Source organism: Flexivirga oryzae (genome assembly GCF_014190805.1).
Lineage (GTDB): Bacteria > Actinomycetota > Actinomycetes > Actinomycetales > Dermatophilaceae > Flexivirga > Flexivirga oryzae.
Window position 1 is genome coordinate 109,569 of sequence record NZ_JACHVQ010000003.1, and the last position, 16,127, is coordinate 125,695.

Here is a 16,127-nt window from a genome sequence, read left to right on the forward strand (position 1 = left end):
CTTCGTCACAGGAAGGCAGAGACGCCGGTCTCGGCCCGCCCGATGAGCAGCTTCTGGATCTGACTGGTTCCTTGGTAGAGTGTCATCACCCGAGCGTCCCGGAGGTACTTCTGCACCGGATATTCGTCGATGTAGCCGTAGCCGCCGAAGACCTGGACGGCGAGGTTGGCCGCCCTGACGGCCGCCTCGGACGCGAAGAGCTTCGCCTTGGATGCCTCGACGCCATACTGCTGGCCGCGCTCGATCAGGTCGGCGGCCCGCCAGGTGAGCATGCGTGCCGCGTCGCAGTCGGTGCTGATCTCGGCGATCATGTCCTGCACGAGCTGGTATGACGCGATCTGCCGCCCGAACTGCTTGCGCTGCGTGCTGTATTCGACGGCAGCTTCCAGGCAGCCCTGGATGATGCCGACGCAGCCGGCGCCGACCGAGACCCGGCCCTTGTCCAGCGAATGCATCGCGATCGAGAACCCGTCACCTTCCTCGCCGAGCATCGCGTCGGCCGGGACCTCCACGTCGGTGAAGGTCAGCTCGGCCGTTGCCTGGCCGCGCAGACCGAGCTTGCCGTGGATCTCGGTGCGCTCGAAGCCGGGGGTGTCGGTCGGCACCAGGAACGCGGAGATCCCCTTGGCGCCGGCGTCACCGGTGCGCGCGAACACGACGCACACGTCGGCCCACGTCCCGTTGGTGATGAAGATCTTGCTGCCGTTGATCACCCAGCCGGCGTCCGCCGAGCCCGAGCCCGCCGAGCCTGTCGAGGTGCGCCGCACGGCCCGGGTCTTCAGGTGCGCCGGGTCCGAGCCGTTGTCCGGCTCGGTGAGCCCGAAGCAGCCGAGCAGTTGGCCGCTCGCGATACCCGGCAGCCAGCGCTGCTTCTGCTCCTCGGTGCCGTGCGACAGCACGATCTTGCCGAACAGCCCCATCGACACCGAGACGATGCCGCGGACCGCGGAGTCGGCGCGGCCCAGCTCCTCCATTCCGATGCAGTAGGTGATGTAGTCGCCGCCGAGACCGCCGTACTCCTCGGGGATGGTCAGCCCGAAGAAGCCGAGCTCACCGAGCTTGGGGATGATCGCGGTGTCCACCGACTCGCGCCGGTCCCACTCGGCGCGGTGCGGCACCACCTCGGCGTCGAGGAAGTCGCGGGCAACCTGGCGGAAGGAGCGTTGCTCCTCGGTCAGTGTGAAATCCATGGGTCAGCCTTTCGGTCGGGCGGCGGCAGGTCAGCGGCCGCGCCACTGCGGATCGCGTTTGCCCAGAAAGGCTTCCGCGCCTTCGGTCTTGTCTTCGGTCGTGTAGAGCAGCGACTGTGCGAGCTGCTCGATCACCAGCCCGGTCCGCTGGTCGGCGTCCAGGCCGCTGCGCACGACCAGCTTCGCCAGTCGCACCGCGAGCGGCCCCTTGGCCAGGATCTGCCCGGCGGTATGACGCGCCCGGTCGAGCAACTCCGCGCGCGGCACGACATCGGTGGCCCAGCCGGCCCGCAGCGCCTCGTCGGCCGTCATCATCCGGCCGGTGAGGATCAGCTCGATCGCCCGGCCGACGCCGACCAGCCGTGCCATCCGCTGGGTGCCGCCCGCGCCGGGCAGCACCGACAACGTCGTCTCCGGCAGCCTGATCCGGGCGTCGTCGGAGGCGATCCGGATGTCGCACGCCATGGCCAGCTCGCACCCGCCACCGAGCGCATAACCGCCGACCGCGGCGATCGTCGGCTTCTCGAACGCCTCGACCTCGTCATAGAGCCGCTGCATCTGTGCCGCGAGGCCCGTGTGCAGGTCGTAGCCGCGCAGCTGACCGATGTCCGCACCGGCCGCGAACGCCTTGTCACCCGCACCGGTCAGGACCACGACCCCGACCGAGTCGTCCTCGCGCAGCCGGCCCAGGACCGCCCGCAGGTCGGCCTGGACCTGGGCGTTGATCGCGTTGCGCACCTCGGGACGGTTGATCCGCACGAGCGCGATGCGGTCGTCGACCTCCAGCTCGAGGGTGTCGAAGTCACTCATCGTCCGCCGCCGTGGCGCGCAGCTGGAACTTCTGGATCTTGCCGCTCGGCGTCTTGGGGAAGTCGTCGAGCACGATGAGCTTCTCCGGCCAGTACTGCTTGGCAACGCCCTTGGCGGCGAGGAACTCCTGCATGCCGGTGAGGGTGATCTCCTCGGCACCGTCGCGCATCACCACACACGCGCACGCACGCTCCTGCAGCCGATCGTCCGGGATCGCCACCAGCGCAACCAGATCCAGGTCCGGGTGCTCGTAGAGGACGTTCTCGACATACACGACCGGGATGTTCTCGCCGCCGCGGATGATGACGTCCTTCGTGCGTCCGGAGATGCGCAGGTAACCGTCCTCGTCGACGTACGCCAGGTCGCCGGTGTCGAACCAGTCGCCCTTCCCGTCGTCGGCCGGACGCATCTGCTGCCGGGTCAGCCCGAGGCGCTCGGCATACCCGACGAAGAGGAACGGGCCACGGACCTGCAGGGCGCCCTCGGCGTTCGGCGGCAGCGGCTCACCGGTGGCCGGGTCGACCGCACGGATCTCCATGCCCGGCCAGGGGTACCCGTCGGTTTCGATGATCTTGTCCTCGGGATCGCCCGGTATGCCGAGCGTCACCAGGCCCTCCTCGGTCTGTCCCCAACCGCCGAGCACCGACAGCTGCGGCAGCTCGTCCTTGGCCTGCCGCACCATCACGCGCGGAATCGGAGCACCCATGCAGCAGAACCGCACCAGTGAGCTGGTGTCGTGCTCGGCCAGGTTGGGAGCGGTCAGCAGGTCGTGCAGGAACGGCGTCGCGGCCGAAGTGTAGGTGATGCCGTACTGCTCGACGAGCTCGACGAATCGCGAGGAATCCCAGACGTCCTGGAGCACACACGTGGCACCGTTCTGGACGTTGAGGCGGGCGCCGTAGAGGAAACCCGTCAGGTGCGCCAGCGTCGACGCCATGTGGATGACGCTGTCGGAGGTGATCCCGAGCCGCTGCGGCAACGGCGCGTTCGCGGCGCACATGGTGTTGTGCGTGTGCATCACGCCCTTGGGTTCGCCGGTGGTGCCGGAGGTGAAGATCAGCAGGGTCACCTCGTCGGCGTCGGGACGGTGCTGCGTGAGCGCGTCCGCGTCCGGCTGCCCGGCACCGGCGAGATCGTCCCAGGACTGCTCTCCGACAACGACGACCTGTGGGTCGTGCCCCCATTGCGGACGCAGCCGCTCGATCATCGCGGGGTAGTCGTATCCGCGGAACCCCTTGGGGACGATGATCATCGCCGCCTTCGCGAGCCCGACCATGAAGCCGACCTCACGCTCCCGGTAGATCGGGATGAGCGGCGTGCTGATCGCGCCGATCCGCGTCAACGCGTAATGGATCACGATCCATTCGATGCAGTTCGGCAGTTGGAACGCGACGACGTCGCCGGAGCGGATGCCGTGCTCGAGGAATCCGGCGGCCAGCCGATCCACCTCGACCCGCAACTGTGCGAACGTGATCTCCCGGTGGGCGTCGACGAAGGCGATCTTGTCGGGGGTGCGCTGCGCATAGTCGTCCAGGAAGTCGGTGATCAACCGGCCGGTCCAGTAGCCCGCACCGGTCTCCCGGGCGATGCGCTCGTCGTCGAGCAGGGTCTCGAACATGGCTGTTCCTCAGCTCATCGTGAGGCCGCCGCTGACGCTGACGGTCTGTCCGGTGATGAATGCCGCCTCGTCGGAGGCGAGGAATGCGACGAGGTTGGCCAGGTCCTCCGGGCGGCCCAGCCGGCGCATCGGGATGGCCTTCTGCAGCGCACCGCGCAGCTTCTCGCCGCCGATCGACGCGAACAGCGGTGTGTCGGTCGGGCCCGGGCAGACGCAGTTGACGTTGATGGACGCGCGAGCCAGCTCTCGGGCCAGTGTCTTGCTGAAGGAGATGACACCGCCCTTGGCCGCGGAGTAGACGGCTTCCCCGGTCGACCCGACGCGCCCGGCATCGGACCCGAGGTTGACGACCGAGCCGGACTCGCGCTCGACCATGAGCGGCAGGATCGTCTTGCAGGTGTTGAAGACGCCGTAGAGGTTGATCGCCATCACCCGGTCCCAGGTGTCCGGCTCGGAGTCGAGGAACGGCTCCACCTTGTCCCAGCCGGCGTTGTTGACCAACACGTCGATGCGTCCGAACTTGTCGATGACGTGATTGGCTGCGGCACGGACGGATTCACGATCCGTCACGTCGACCTGTAACCCGATCGAGTCGTTGCCGAGACCGGCAGCGGTCTGTGCCGCGGTGTCGCCGTTGAGGTCGGTGACGATCACGCTCGCGCCCTCCGCGGCGAGTTTGGTGGCGATGCCCGCGCCGATGCCCTGACCGGCACCGGTGACGAACGCGATCTTGTCGTCCAGCTTTCCCATGGTTGCTCCTTGTCCGAACGGGTGAGTCAGGGCGCGTATTCGCGGCCCAGCAGATTTCGGGAGATGACGAGCTTCGAGACCTGCGCGGTGCCGTCGCCGATCTCCAGCCCGATGACGTCACGCAGACGCTGCCCGACCTTGTGCTCGGTCGAATAGCCGACGTGTCCGAGGGTCAGCAGGCACTGATGTATGACGTCAACTGCCAGCTTCGGCGCCCAGAACTTCGCCATCGCCGCTTCGGCGTTGTGCTCCAATCCGTTGTCATTGCGCCAAAGCGACTCGTAACACACGTGTTTCGCACCCGTGATGTAGGTCGCGCATTCGGCCAGCGGGAACGACACGCCCTGGTAGGTGCCGATCGGCCGATCGAACGCCTTGCGGTCGCGCGCCCACTGGGCCGCCTCATCCAGCGACTCCTCGGCGGCGCCCAGGCACAGCAGACCGATGATCGCTCGCGAGTAGTCGAAACCCTGCATGACCGAGACGAATCCGGCGCCCTCGGCACCGATGAGGTCGTCGGGACCGACCCGCACGCCGTCGAAGTGGATCGATGCCCTGCCGATGGCCCGGCTGCCCAGATCGTCGAACGCCGATCGGGTGATGCCCGGGTCGGACAGGTCGACCCAGAACGCGCTGACGCCGCGTGCACCGGGGCCGCCGGTGCGGGCCAGCACGACGGCGTGGTCGGCCGCCATACCAAGGGTGATGGAGGTCTTCTCGCCGTCCAGCCGCCAACCCGTGTCCGCCGAGCTTGTCCCCCCGGAGTTCGCCGAGCTTGTCGCGGTCGCCGAGCTTGTCCCCCCGGCGTTCGCCGAGCTTGTCCCCCCGGCGTTCGCCGAGCTTGTCGAGGTGTCCGGGGTCGCCTTGAGCGCCAACGCCGCTGCGTCGGTGCCGGCGCCCGGCTCGGTGATCATGATGCACGGAACGGTGGTGCCGTCGGCGATGCCGGGCAACCACGCCTGTTTCTGCTCGTCGGTGCAGTTGCGGACCAGGATGTCGCTGATCAGCGCCGTGTTGATGATGAGATACCCGGCGTTGAAATCGGCCCGGCCGACCTGCTCGGCGGCGATGCCCGCGATGACGGCGGAGGCGTCCTGCCCGCCATACTCCTCGGGGATCCGCAGGCTGGTGAGCCCCATCTGCGCCATGTCGAGCGCCTGCTGGCGACGGAAGGTCGCTGCCTTGTCGTCGGACTGGTAGTGCGGCGCGAGGACCTTCTGGGCCCACCGGCCGATCTCACCCGCGAAGGTCTCCTCGACCTCGTCGAAGCCGTAGTGCATCGGTCTCGCCTCAGCTTGCCGACGGGAAGGCGGGGGCGCGCTTCTCGCGCAGTGCCGTGTAGCCCTCGACCACGTCGGGCGCCATGAAGCAGAGCATCTCGTAGGCGGCGGACTGGTCGAAGATCGGCGCGGCCTGACGGACCCAGCTGTTCAGCGTCCGCTTGGTGAGCCGGATCGCCTGCTGCGCACCGGTGGCCATCACCTGGGCGACGCGCATCGCCTCGTCGAGGACCTCGTCCCGCGGAACCGCCTTGCTGATCAGGCCGATCCGCTCCGCCTCCGCCCCGGTGAGCATGTCGCCGGTCATCAGGTAGTAGCGGGCCTTGGCCATGCCGCACAGCAGCGGCCAGATGATCGCGGCGTGGTCGCCGGCGGCGACGCCGAGTTTGACGTGACCGTCGCCGAGCTTGGCGTCCTCGGCCATGATCGAGATGTCCGACAGGATCCCGACAACGGTGCCGGCACCGACCGAGACGCCGTTGATCGCGGCGACGATCGGCTTCTCGCAGTTGACGATGTTGTAGACCATGTCGCTCATCTCGCGCAGCATGTGGTCGACGCGCTCGTGGTTGCCGGCCATCCGCTCCACCATCGCGAGGTCGCCACCGGCGCTGAACGCCTTGCCCGCACCGGTGATGACGGCGACCCGCGTCTCCGGGTCGTCGGACACGTCGCGGAAGACGCGCGCGATCTCACCGTGCATCTGCTCGTCGGTCGCGTTGTACTTCTCCGGTCGGTTCATAGTGATCAGCAGGACACCGTTGTCGTGCCGGGCGAAGGTCAACTGCTCATAGTTCTGGAAGTCCACGGCGTCATCAGCTCCGGTCTGAGGGGTGAATGAATATTGGTTCAACACGAATGAATCTATATTCACTCCGGTGCCCTGTCAACAGGTTCGCGCGACGTTCTGCCCTAGAATGAATTTCGATTCACCGCTGGGAGGACCTCCATGACACAGACCGAGTCGATCGACCACCCGCAGCAGGCAGCGCGGCGGGCGCTGGTCGAGCACCGCTCGCGGCAGCTGCTCGACGCTGCCGCCACATTGATGGAACGTGAAGGCTCAGAGGCGGTTTCGATGCAGGCGCTGGCCACCGAGGCAGGGGTCAGCGTCGGGCTGATCTACCGCTACTTCGGCAGCAAGGAGGACGTCCTGTATGCCGTCATCGTCGACGTACTGGACGCCCTGGCCACTGCGTTACCGGCCGCGCTCGAGGACGCCCCGCAGGACCCGGTGCGCCGCCTGGCGGCCACCTTCACGGCATACTGCACGGTCATCGACAGTCACCGGCACTCCACGTTGTTGACCTACCGCGAGTCCAAGTCGCTGGACGCCGAGCGCCGGGAGCGGATCAAGGACTTGGAGCTGGAGACCGCGCAGCCGCTGATGGGCAGCCTGCGGGACGGGGTCTCCGAGGGGCTGCTGGTCACCGACGACGCCGAACTGGTCGCCTACGACCTGATCCTGATGGCGCACGCGTGGGCGCTGAAGTCGTGGTACTTCACCAAGACGCGGGACCTGGAGTCCTACATCTCCTCGCAGCTGGCGCTCGCGCTGCGCGGCATCGTTGCTCCCAAGCACCGGTCGCGGTACGCCGACCTGCTCCACTGACCGGGCGCGGCTCGCCGATTGACGCTCGAAACGCCCGCTGACCCCGAGATTGCGCCGTCATTCGCCGTTCTGAGCGTCAGCGGGCGCGCGCCCGGCCCAGCGGCCGCGGGTCTGGGCGATGTGCCGCTTCATCAGCCGCGTCACCAGGCGCTTGTCCCGCTGCTCAATGGCGTCCAGGATCGCGTGGTGTTCAGCCGCGCTCTCGACGAGTTGCCCATCCTCGATGATCGCTGTCAGGCCGTAAAGCCTTGTGTGCGCGCGTAATTCGGAGATGAGCCCGGTCGCGCGCCGGTTGCCGGCATACTCCAGCAACCGCAGGTGGAAGATCCGGTCGCTCTCGGTGTAGTCGATGAGGTCGCTGCGCTCGGCGCCGCGGACGATGGCGTCGGCCATGCGTCGCAGCTCCGGAAAGTCGGCCTCGGGCACCCGCCCGGCCGCGCGAGCCACGAGCGGCGGCTCGACGAGCAGCCGCAGCTCGGTGATCTCGTCCAGCTGCTCGTCGCCGATCTCGGTGACGCGGTAGCCCTTGTTGCGCACCGTGACCACGAGGCCCTCGCGGGCCAGATCGAGCATCGCCTCACGCACCGGCGTGGCCGAGACCCCGAAGCGCTCGGCGAGCGACGGCGCGGAGTAGAGCACGCCGGGCAGCAGCTCGCCGCTGATGATCGCGGCGCGCAGGGCGTTGGTGACGTCCTCGCGGAGCAGGCCCTTCTGCAGCGGCTGCACGTGCTCTGACATGTCACACATCGTAGGTATCGGTCGCGGCGCGGCCCCCATCGCCGAGCGGACACGAAACACCTCGACCGGACACGAACGACGACCCGGTTCTCCGGGAATTCGGTATCCCCTGAGTGTGTTGGGTGTCCTCTCGGCGGCAGCGGCGCATCAGGGCAGATCGCGCCGCTGCGGCACGCCCCAGGGGTTGTCGTCGCGCAGCGGCTCCGGCAGCAACTCCTGCGGCGCCGACTGGAACGCGACCGGGCGTAGCAGCCGGGTGATCGCGGCGCTGCCGACGGAGGTGTTGGTGTCGTTGGTGGTCGACGGCCACGGCCCGCCGTGCTGCATCGCGGCCGTGACGGCGACGCCGGTCGGCCAGCCGCCGATCAGCACCCGTCCGGCGTGCTGGGCGAACAGCTGCACCAACTGCGCGATCTGCGGGTCGGACACCTCGTCGGACGCGCAGTGCACGGTCGCGGTGAGGTTGCCGGGGAACAGCTCCGCCAGCCGGGGGACAAGAGCGCCGAGTTCGTCATACTCCACCACCACGGAGAGGGGTCCGAACGATTCCTCGAGCAGTTCGTCACGGTGCGCGATCAGCTCGTCGAGCGTGACACGCACCAATGTCGGTGTGGCCCAGGCGTTGTCGTTCTCATCGACCCGCACCGCACCCTCGGCCACCACTGTGGCCGCGGCATCCAGCACCTGGGTGCGGCGTTGCTGGTAGCCCTGCGAGATGGAGGGGTTGAGCAGTCGGTGCTCGGCGACCCGTTCCGCGGCGCCACGCAGCGCGTCGTCCAGACCGTGGCCCGCCGGTACGAAGAGGAAGCCGGGTTTGGTGCACAGCTGACCGGCCGAGCCGCTCACGCTGGTCACGTAGCCGCTGACGATGTCGTCGGCCCGCTCGCGCAGCGCGGCCGGGGTGACGACGACCGGGTTGAGGCTGCCCAGCTCCCCGAAGAACGGGATCGGATCGGGGCGGGCGGCGGCGATGTCGGCGAGCGCCCGACCGCCGCGGACCGAGCCGGTGAAGGTTGCGACCCGGATCGCGGGGTGCCGCAGCAGGTCGACGCCCTCGTCCTGCCCGTGGACCAACTGCAGGGTGTCAGGCGGCATGCCGGCCCCGGTCAACGCGCGCGACGCCAGTGCGGCGCACCGATCGGACAACTGGGGATGGCCGGGGTGCGCCTTGACGACGACGGCGCAGCCGGCGGCCAGCGCCGCGGCCGTGTCACCACCGAGCACCGAGAACGCGAACGGGAAGTTGCTGGCCGCGAAGTTGAGCACCGGGCCGGCCGGCAGCAGGCAGCGCCGGACATCCGGGCGCGGGCCGAGCGGGAAGTCCGGGTCGGCGGTGTCGATGCGCGCGTCCAGGTACTCCCCGTCGCGAACCGTTTCGGCGAACGCCCACAGCTGGTATGCCGTGCGCTTGATCTCGCCGGCCAGGCGGGCCTCGGTGAGGCCGGTCTCGGCCTGGGCGATCGCGACCACCTCCCCGTCTGCTTCCAGGGCGTCCGCCACCGCGGTCAGCGCGCGGGCGCGTGCCTCCGGCGCCGTCCTGGAGAAGACCGCGTGAGCCTCCTGCGTGCGTCGTGCGATGTCCTCGATGTCCGTGGTGCTCACCGCGCTCCTTTCGTCAAACAGGCTGATGCCGCTCAGAATTCGAAACCGGATGGGAATGGGTCGGTGGGGTCGAGCAGGTACTGCCCGATGCCGGTCACCCAGGCCCGCCCGGTGATGGTGGGTATGACGGCCGGCCGGCCGCCGATCTCAGTCTCCCGCACGAGGCGGCCCACGAAACGACTGCCTATGAACGACTCGTTCACGAAGTCGGTGTTCAGCGGCAGCTGGCCTCGAGACCACAGCTCCGCCATCCGCGCCGAGGTGCCGGTGCCGCACGGTGACCGGTCGAACCAGCCCGGATGGATGGCCATGGCGTGCCGCGAGTGCTGGGCGGTGGATCCCGGTGCGATGAATTCGACGTGATGGCAGTGGTTCACGCCGTCGATGGTCGGGTGCACCGGTGGCGCCTCCGCGTTGATCCGGTCCATGATCGCCAGGCCGGCACGCAGGATGTCGTCCTTGCGGGAGCGGTCGAACGGTAACCCGACGGAGTCCAGGTCGACCATCGCATAGAAGTTGCCGCCGAACGCCAGGCTGTACGGGACCTCCCCGAGGCCCGGCACCTCGATGGTCCGGTCGAGCCGGTCGGTGTAGCTGGGGACGTTCTCGATCGTCACCGAGTCGGCGTGTCCGTCGGTCACGGCGACGCGGGCGGTGACCAGGCCGGCGGGCGTGTCCAGCCGGATGGTGGTGACCGGCTCTACGACCTCGACCATGCCGGTCTCGACGAGCACCGTTGCCACTCCGATGGTTCCGTGTCCGCACATCGGCAGGCAGCCGGACACCTCGATGTAGATGACACCCCAGTCGGCGTCCGGCCGGGTCGGTGGTTGCAGGATGGCGCCGCTCATCGCGTTGTGACCGCGCGGCTCGGTCATCAGCAGCCGGCGCAGGTCGTCGTGCTCGGCGATAAAGCCGAGCCGCTTGTCGTTCATCGTCGCGCCCGGAAAGACCCCGAGTCCGCCGGTGACGACGCGGGTCGGCATACCTTCGGTGTGCGAGTCGACAGCACTGATGATCCTGCTGGTTCGCATGAGCGAGGCCTCCTGACGTTGCTAGTTGCGGCCGGCGCAGTAGTCGAGCGCCCGCTGGGTGTCCCGGCGCACGATCTGCGCCTGCTCGGCCGACAGTGGACCGCGCGGCGGGCGGGTCGGGCCGCCGTAGCTCTCGCCGGCGACGTCGATCGACAGCTTGATCGCCTGGACGAACTCGGTGCGCGAGTCCCATCGGAAGATCGGCACCAGGTGCTCGTACAGCGTACGGGCCTCGTCGATCTGGCCGCTCGTGATCAGGTCGTAGAGCTCGACGGCCTCGCGCGGGAAGGCGTTGGGATAGCCCGCGAACCAGCCGACCGCCCCGGCGACGAGCGACTCGAAGAGCAGGTCGTCGGCACCGGCGATCACGTCGATGTCACACAGCTCCTTGATCTCCAGCACCCGTCGGACGTCGCCGGAGAACTCCTTGACGGCGACCACGTTGTCCAACCGGGCGAGCTCGGCGATGATGTCGGGCGTCAGGTCGACCTTGGTGTCCAACGGGTTGTTGTAGACCATGATCGGCAGGCCGACCTCGTTGACCGCCTTGTAGTGGTCGAGGATCTCGCTGCGGTTGGCGCGGTAGACGATCGGCGGCAGCAGCAACACACCGTCGGCGCCGTCCTCCTTCGCGCACTGCGCCCAGTGCACCGCCTGGTGCGAGCCGACACCGTGCACGCCGGCGACCACCAGACCGCGCCCGGCGACCGCACCGACGGCCGTGCGCACCACCTGACGGCGTTCCTCGTCGGTCAGCGAGGAGTACTCACCCAGTGACCCGTTCGGCCCGACCCCGCGGCAACCGTTGTCGATCAGCCACTTGCAGTGGGCCGCGTACTTCTCGTGGTCCACCGCGAGGCCGGCGGGTGCCGATGCGTCCTCGGTGAAGGCGAGGGCGGTCGCGACGACGACGCCGCCGAGGTCGAACTTGTCCTGGGACATGGTGCTTTCCTTTCCGGGGATGGTCTGGTGGATGCCGTTCAGTCACGGGCGAATTCGCCCAGTCGGACCGGAGCCGCGATGGGTCGTCGGTCGGTGGTCGTGGTGCCGAGCAGCCCGGGTCCGCGGCCGAGCAGGTCCTCGACGGTGCGCCCGCAGGTGCGTCCCTGGCAGATGCCGAGCCCGGCGCGGGTCGCGAGTTTGGAGGCGCGCAGCGACCTGCTCGGCACGTCGTCGAGCGCCAGGTCGCGGTAGGGGACGTCCTCGCAGCGGCAGATCGTGGTGTCGTCGGTCAGCCAGTCGGTCCAGCCGGGCCGGATGCCGTGCGCCCTCTCGATGCGCAGGGCGAAGGCGCGGTGCCGGGCCCGCTCGCTCAGCAACTGCTCCGGTATGGCGCCGCCGGCGGCCGCGTAACCGGCGATGGCGCCTTCGGCGGCGGACAGCGCCATACCGCCGACGCCGGTGAGCTCCCCGGCGGCATACACACCGGGGACGGTGGTGCGTTGGTCATCGGCGATCTCGACGAACCGGTGCGCGGTGATCCGGCAACCTGCGGCGATGGCGAGCTCGAGGCGCGGGGTGAAGCCGTGGCTGACCGCAACCGCGTCGACGGGGATGTCGCGCTCGGTGCCGCTGATCGGTTGCCATTCGTCATCGAGCCGGGCGACGCGCACCGACTCGACCCGGCCGTCCCCTTGGGCAGCGATCACCGCACTCCCGGTGAGGTACGGAATGCGGTGCCGCAGGTGCAGTCCGGCATACTCGGTGAACTCCTTCAGCTTGCTGCCCGATCGTGCCAATTCCCAGGGACGAGAGAGCCATCCGCGCCGCAGTGCAGGGGCACCCGCAGCCTCGTGCACACCGAGGACGGTCACTCCGGTTGCGACGAGCGAGGCTGCGGTCGCAAGCAGGAAGGGACCGGCACCGGCGACCAGCACGCGGTCACCCACGGCGACGCGCTCGCCCTTGGCGAGCGCCTGCGCAGCGCCGGCGCTGAAGACGCCGGGCAGCTCCCAGCCCGGGAACGGCAGCACCCGGTCGTGGGCGCCGGTGGCCAGAACGAGCCGGTCCGGGGTGAGCACGACCTCCTCGCGGTGCAGCGCACCGGAGGGTCCGGTGAGCGCGTGGACCCGCGCCGCCGCTCCATCAGTGCCGGGCTCGATCGCCCAGACCTCCGTGCTGGTGAGGATCCGGCAACGCAGGTCGGCTTCCAGCCGAAATCGTAGCCGCTGGAACGTCTTCCAGCCATGGTGCAGCCGTTCCTGGTGTGCTGCTGCCCGCTCCGGCGGCAGGTGCCGCCAGAACTGGCCGCCGACCAGGTCGTGCGAGTCGAGCAAAGTCACCTGAGCGCCCGCGTCGAGCGCGCTGCGTGCCGCGTGCAGCCCGCCCGGGCCGGCCCCGATGATCAGCACCTCAGTCATCGGCACCACCCTGCGGGTCGAGCAGAGCCCGAGGAACGCCATCACCCCGCGGGTCGAGTAGAGCCGGAGGAACACCATCACCCTGCGGGTCGAGTAGAGCCGGAGGAGCGCAGCGGGGGAGGTCCGTATCGAGACCGGGCAACGCATCCCGCTGGCTCACCACCACGTCACCGTCGACCGCACGCCGCTGGCACAGCCGCACGTCGCGGACATCGTTGACCGTCGCGATGCAGTCGAAGCAGACGCCGATCCCGCAGAAGACGCCGCGGGGCTTCCGGCTCACCGACGACGTCCGCCAGCTCCGGCAGCCGGCACCGAGCAGCACACCGGCCAGGGTCTGGCCCGTGACGCCGACGTAGCGCGTGCCGTCCAGCGTGATCGACAGTTGCTCCGACGTCATGAGGCCGCCTCCGTCTCCAAATGGGCTCGCAGGCTCGGCCGATCCACCGCGAAAGGCGTAGGGTCGATCGCGCACTCCCGGCCGGCCATCAGGTCGGCGACGAGTTCCGCTGTGCCCAGGGACAATCCGATGCCCGCGCCCTCGTGCCCGGTGGCGTGCCAGAGCCCGGGCAACCGTGGGTCCGGGCCGATGACCGGCAGGTGGTCGGGCATGTAGGGGCGGAAGCCGCCGTACGCACGCATCATCGGGACGTCGGCAAGGAACGGGAAGAGTCGTATGGCGCGCGCCGCGATCCGGCGCAGCACGTCCACCTGCAGCGTGTCGTCGAAACCGACGCGCTGACGGGACGACCCGATCAACACCGTTCCGGCGGCGGTGGATTCGAGGACGCTGGACACCTGCAGCTCCGCGTCACCGGACGCCACCGCTCCGACGTAGTCGGCGTCATACACCTTGTGGAAGACGCGGTGCGGCATCCGGCTGGTGACCAGCACCATCCCACGACGCGGCAGCACCGGGAGGTGGACCCCGAATCGCTCCGCGACGGTCGCCGACCACGGGCCGGCCGCGATCAGGACACGGTCGGCGCGCAGTTCGCCGTGCGAGGTGCGCACCCCGCGCAACCCGCCCGAAGCATCGAGCAGGGCCCCGAGCACCTCCTGGCCCTGCAGGATGCGGGCACCGCGCCGGCCGGCCGATTCGAGGAAGGCCAGTGTGGCGGCCACCGGCTGCACCTGGGCGTCCTGCGGGTAGTGGACGGCCCCCGCCACCTGCTCGGTCAGCCACGGCTCGAGGCTCCGCGCCTCGTCCGGGGAGATTCGCCGGGCGTCGACACCGGCAGCGGTCTGCCCGCTCGCGAACTCGGCGAGCGTGTGCCCGCCCTCGTCGGTGAGCGCGACGACAAGGCCGCCCTTGGCGTCGTACTCGATCGCCGGGTCGTGACCGATCTCCTCGGCGAGCGCGGCCGGGGTGCGACTCCACATCCGTGCCGAGAGTTGTGCCAACTGCAACTCGGGGCCTGGCCCCTTGTCGGACAGCAGCAGGTTCCCCTCGCCGGACGCGGACGTGCCGCCTGCGGTCCCGGCACGGTCCACGATCGTCACGTCGTGGCCATCGGCCACAAGGCGCCGCGCGCACGCAGCGCCGACGATGCCGGCGCCCACGATCACGACGTGCACATGGCCTCCTCGCAGGTACTGCTCTCAGCTCAGTGCAATGTTACATGACACTCGATGGTGGAAACCAGTGGCGGATCTCGCCGTGGCCTCCTTGACTGGTCACCATGACGAACTCCACCGGGTATGACGGCATGTGGCTCCCGATCGCGGACGACCCACGGGTGCAAGGCAATCCGCAGGGCGAGCTGGCGACATACCGGGAGTATCTACGCAACTACCGGCTGACGATGCGGCTCAAGTGCGACGGCCTGACACCCGAGCAACTCGCAGCCCGGAGCGTCCCGCCCAGCAACCTGAGCCTGCTGGGGCTGATCCGGCACCTCGCCCGCGTCGAACACGCGTGGTTCACCTGGTTCCTGCAGGGCCAGTGGGATCAGCCGCGGCTCTACAAGACCGCGGACGAGCCGGACCTCGACTTCACCGGCGCCGTCGGCACCCAGGAATGCGTGGACGACGCTTTCGCCGCCTGGGAGCGGCAGATCGCCTCCGCGGAGCAGTGGCTCGACGCGCTGGGCGAGGACCGGCTCGGGGAAGAACTCCGCTTCCCGAAGGACGAGGACGACAAGGCGAGCATCCGGGACGTGCTGGTGCACATGGTCGAGGAGTATGCGCGGCACGCCGGCCACGCAGATCTGCTGCGCGAATGCATCGACGGCCGCACCGGGCAGTGAGCACCCTCGCAAGCCGATCGACCACCGCAGCACACCCGACGTGATTTATTGCCTATCGTGGCGAGTAGCTGCAAAAAAGCAGCGTCATTCGCGTTGTTGGTGTATTGGGAGGTAGCCCGCGATGGACAGTGCGTCAGGGGTAAGGCCGGGGACTCGCTCCCGGGGACGAAAAGTGTGCCGGACCGGTGGACTGTTGGCGGCACTCGGCATGGCGGGCGGCATGGTTGCCGGCGCCGGCCCGATCGGCTCCGCATCGGCTGCGACCTGCGGGAGCGCCGTGCCCGCAGGGTCGAACTGCACACTGACCGGCACGTTGAACGTCACCGGTGGCACCCTGTCGCTCGTGTCGCCCGGGTCGCTGACGTGGGCGGCGGCTGCGACCGGCGCCGACCAGTCCGTGGTGGACACCCAGGCGGCGGACCAGCAGTTGACGGTCAACGATGCCACCGGGACAGCGGCCGGCTGGCACGTGACCGCGTCGGCGACCACCTTCACCAACGGCACGCACACCCTGCCGAACACCGGCACCTTCCTGGCCAGCGGCAGCCTCACCTCGGCGTCGGCCACGACCGCACCGTCCTCGGCCTGCGCCACCGGGTCCACCTGCACCCTGCCGACCAACTCCACGACCTATCCGGTCGCAGTGACCACCGCCGGAACGGCACCACCTGCGGTCACCCTCTACAACGCCGCCGCGAACACCGGGATGGGCAAGATCGTCCTGGGTGGCAGCGGAGCCGCGAATCCGCTGGGATGGTGGCTGAACGTGCCCTCCAACGTGTTCTCCGGTGCGTACACCTCGACCGTCACGATGTCGGTTGTCTCTGCGCCGTAAGGATCGGCGCTCACCGTACCCGTGGCATCGGCGGCGGCGTGACGTGCGA

Annotated in this window: 16 protein-coding genes; 3 read left to right on the forward strand and 13 right to left on the reverse strand. The window is 69.0% G+C overall.

From position 1 onward, the window contains the following. Positions 1-5 precede the first annotated feature (5 nt). From FHU39_RS17480 to FHU39_RS17505, 6 genes are read right to left on the reverse strand one after another with little or no spacing between them, the layout of a single operon-like run. Positions 6-1,190, reverse strand: coding sequence for an acyl-CoA dehydrogenase family protein (locus tag FHU39_RS17480; protein ID WP_183321984.1), 1,185 nt, complete (start codon positions 1,188-1,190; stop codon positions 6-8). A gap of 30 nt (positions 1,191-1,220) precedes the next feature. Then, positions 1,221-2,000 (reverse strand): enoyl-CoA hydratase/isomerase family protein, encoded by a 780-nt coding sequence (locus FHU39_RS17485; RefSeq protein WP_183321986.1) that lies wholly within the window; start codon positions 1,998-2,000, stop codon positions 1,221-1,223. Then, positions 1,993-3,618 carry an AMP-binding protein gene (locus FHU39_RS17490; protein WP_183321988.1) on the reverse strand — a complete coding sequence of 542 codons (1,626 nt, stop codon included), beginning with the start codon at positions 3,616-3,618 and terminating at the stop codon, positions 1,993-1,995. Before FHU39_RS17490 ends, FHU39_RS17485 begins: the two co-directional genes overlap by 8 nt. Before the next feature lie 9 nt (positions 3,619-3,627). Continuing rightward, positions 3,628-4,368 carry an SDR family NAD(P)-dependent oxidoreductase gene (locus FHU39_RS17495; protein WP_183321990.1) on the reverse strand — a complete coding sequence of 247 codons (741 nt, stop codon included), beginning with the start codon at positions 4,366-4,368 and terminating at the stop codon, positions 3,628-3,630. A gap of 26 nt (positions 4,369-4,394) precedes the next feature. Next, positions 4,395-5,648 carry an acyl-CoA dehydrogenase family protein gene (locus FHU39_RS17500; protein WP_183321992.1) on the reverse strand — a complete coding sequence of 418 codons (1,254 nt, stop codon included), beginning with the start codon at positions 5,646-5,648 and terminating at the stop codon, positions 4,395-4,397. 10 nt (positions 5,649-5,658) lie between these two features. Next, positions 5,659-6,456 carry an enoyl-CoA hydratase/isomerase family protein gene (locus tag FHU39_RS17505; protein ID WP_183321994.1) on the reverse strand — a complete coding sequence of 266 codons (798 nt, stop codon included), beginning with the start codon at positions 6,454-6,456 and terminating at the stop codon, positions 5,659-5,661. A gap of 141 nt (positions 6,457-6,597) precedes the next feature. Here FHU39_RS17505 and FHU39_RS17510 point away from each other — a divergent pair, with 141 nt between their 5' ends. After that, positions 6,598-7,260, forward strand: a complete 663-nt coding sequence (locus tag FHU39_RS17510) for a TetR/AcrR family transcriptional regulator (RefSeq protein WP_183321996.1) — start codon at positions 6,598-6,600, stop codon at positions 7,258-7,260. A 57-nt stretch (positions 7,261-7,317) separates the two neighbouring features. Here FHU39_RS17510 and FHU39_RS17515 read toward each other — a convergent pair whose 3' ends face one another. The 7 genes from FHU39_RS17515 to FHU39_RS17545 form a co-directional block, all read right to left on the reverse strand. Further along, positions 7,318-7,998 carry a GntR family transcriptional regulator gene (locus FHU39_RS17515; RefSeq protein ID WP_246336697.1) on the reverse strand — a complete coding sequence of 227 codons (681 nt, stop codon included), beginning with the start codon at positions 7,996-7,998 and terminating at the stop codon, positions 7,318-7,320. 147 nt (positions 7,999-8,145) lie between these two features. After that, a complete protein-coding gene (locus FHU39_RS17520; protein WP_343065970.1) occupies positions 8,146-9,600 on the reverse strand; it encodes an aldehyde dehydrogenase (NADP(+)) in 1,455 nt (484 codons plus the stop codon). 32 nt (positions 9,601-9,632) lie between these two features. Next, entirely contained in the window at positions 9,633-10,634 is a 1,002-nt protein-coding gene (locus FHU39_RS17525) for a proline racemase family protein (RefSeq protein WP_183322000.1), read from the reverse strand. 21 nt (positions 10,635-10,655) lie between these two features. Continuing rightward, positions 10,656-11,576 carry a dihydrodipicolinate synthase family protein gene (locus tag FHU39_RS17530; RefSeq protein ID WP_183322002.1) on the reverse strand — a complete coding sequence of 307 codons (921 nt, stop codon included), beginning with the start codon at positions 11,574-11,576 and terminating at the stop codon, positions 10,656-10,658. A gap of 38 nt (positions 11,577-11,614) precedes the next feature. Continuing rightward, positions 11,615-12,994: an FAD-dependent oxidoreductase gene (locus tag FHU39_RS17535; protein WP_183322004.1), complete on the reverse strand. Its 1,380-nt coding sequence runs from the start codon at positions 12,992-12,994 to the stop codon at positions 11,615-11,617. Further along, positions 12,987-13,394 (reverse strand): (2Fe-2S)-binding protein, encoded by a 408-nt coding sequence (locus FHU39_RS17540; protein ID WP_183322006.1) that lies wholly within the window; start codon positions 13,392-13,394, stop codon positions 12,987-12,989. Before FHU39_RS17540 ends, FHU39_RS17535 begins: the two co-directional genes overlap by 8 nt. Continuing rightward, complete coding sequence (locus FHU39_RS17545; RefSeq protein WP_343065972.1) at positions 13,391-14,572, reverse strand: NAD(P)/FAD-dependent oxidoreductase; 1,182 nt, start codon at positions 14,570-14,572, stop codon at positions 13,391-13,393. Before FHU39_RS17545 ends, FHU39_RS17540 begins: the two co-directional genes overlap by 4 nt. Before the next feature lie 104 nt (positions 14,573-14,676). Between FHU39_RS17545 and FHU39_RS17550 the strand changes: the two genes are divergently transcribed. Beyond that, positions 14,677-15,243 carry a DinB family protein gene (locus FHU39_RS17550; RefSeq protein ID WP_246336698.1) on the forward strand — a complete coding sequence of 189 codons (567 nt, stop codon included), beginning with the start codon at positions 14,677-14,679 and terminating at the stop codon, positions 15,241-15,243. A 193-nt stretch (positions 15,244-15,436) separates the two neighbouring features. Beyond that, the gene (locus tag FHU39_RS17555; RefSeq protein ID WP_183322007.1) at positions 15,437-16,078 is read left to right on the forward strand and encodes a WxL domain-containing protein; all 642 of its coding nucleotides are present in this window, start codon (positions 15,437-15,439) and stop codon (positions 16,076-16,078) included. The last annotated feature ends 49 nt before the right edge of the window (positions 16,079-16,127 follow it).